General features: G+C 33.6%; 2 protein-coding genes. Both read left to right on the top strand.

Going from position 1 to position 1,285, the window contains the following annotated elements; genetic code table 11:
* The first annotated feature begins 120 nt into the window (after nt 1-120).
* On the top strand, nt 121-261 hold the full coding sequence (locus tag GA0061080_RS12720) for a hypothetical protein (RefSeq protein ID WP_167349250.1): 141 nt from the start codon (nt 121-123) through the stop codon (nt 259-261).
* A gap of 8 nt (nt 262-269) precedes the next feature.
* Entirely contained in the window at nt 270-941 is a 672-nt protein-coding gene (locus tag GA0061080_RS12270; protein WP_141683178.1) for a hypothetical protein, read from the top strand.
* The last annotated feature ends 344 nt before the right edge of the window (nt 942-1,285 follow it).

Here is a 1,285-nt window from a genome sequence, read left to right as displayed (position 1 = left end):
ATTCATATTTGTTCCTTTTTTAGTTGTGATAAGTTTACCTCACCCCTTAAAAAAGTTGTATGATTTAGTGTAGCCGATCCAATAATTATTCGTGGGAGTGATGGTAAAGTAAATAAGTATATGAGAAATTTAGAATCCATAGCCGAAGATAAAGGTTTGCAATTAATTGATAAACGACAAATTTCTAGTGCAGGGTATTCTCAATCAAATGGAAAACCAATTGTTAGTAAAAATATAAATGAATATATATTTAAAAAATGATAGGTAATATGATGAAATATAAAATTGATATTACAGATAGTTATGAGAATTTTATTGATTTTGATGGTTGGAGTGGTGTCACAAATTATTCTTCCTTACCCAAAATCGTTCCAAGAAGCACAACTTGCCATATGTATCTCGAAAATACATCAATACGTATGGATGAGAATATATGGCGAGATCAGATACTCTCGGTAAACTCTAAAAGTACAATAAATATTGCTGATGATCTACTTATATTAGCCCGTAAAGCTATTCTCACGATAGAAAATGTCCGATGTTATGACCTCAGAGTGATTTATAAAGAACATGATTATTATCATTCATCGGGTTTAACATTTGATATGAAAGATCGTTTTATGGTATTCGGTGGAGATGATATTGAGTATTTACATACAAATATATATGGAGGTGTCATTTTTAATGGTAAAGTGTTCTTAGAATTGGAAGAAAAAGAAATTCTTCCTTTAATGATAAATGGTGATGATGAAGTTATAGGAGGAGAAAAGGGTATAACAAAAATCAATAATGAGAAAGAAAAAGAATTGATTAAAAAAAATAACTTATTGGATATTGGCTATTTTAATGCTATAAAATCATCAATATGGGACTATAATTTTTTAATCAAGTATTTTTCTCATCAGAATGGGTATTGGGAGGCTATTAAGAATTATAAATAAACCAATGGATAAAAAAATCAATGAAGTTAATTGATAACGGTAACTTTTTAGCTAATTATTATTTCAAGCTGGAAAGGAGACGGGAGAGTACTTAACCGCTACCAGTATGACACGTTCACCCATTAACGCTATCATGGTTATGATATCGGCACACAGGCCTCGCCATCCCCGCTCTGGCAACAGCACTACCACTACACCCCTGACGGGCAGCTTGCCGAAATCACCGGTCATCAGCCACGCCGTTACCGGTATGATAACGCCGGTCAGCTACACACCGTCACTTATCCTGAGGCCAACCCCGAGCATCATCATGCTGAAAAAGTTGAGCTATTTGATTATGACCA

This window comes from Gilliamella intestini, from assembly GCF_900094935.1.
In the GTDB taxonomy this organism is placed as follows: domain Bacteria; phylum Pseudomonadota; class Gammaproteobacteria; order Enterobacterales; family Orbaceae; genus Gilliamella; species Gilliamella intestini.
Note: the sequence above shows the minus strand (reverse complement) of the source record. Positions and strands in the feature narration are given on the sequence as shown.

Coding starts and splice junctions, on each gene's coding strand:
- GA0061080_RS12720 (WP_167349250.1), top strand. CDS start 121: ATGAGAAATTTAGAATCCATAGCCGAAGATAAAGGTTTGCAATTAATT.
- GA0061080_RS12270 (WP_141683178.1), top strand. CDS start 270: ATGATGAAATATAAAATTGATATTACAGATAGTTATGAGAATTTTATT.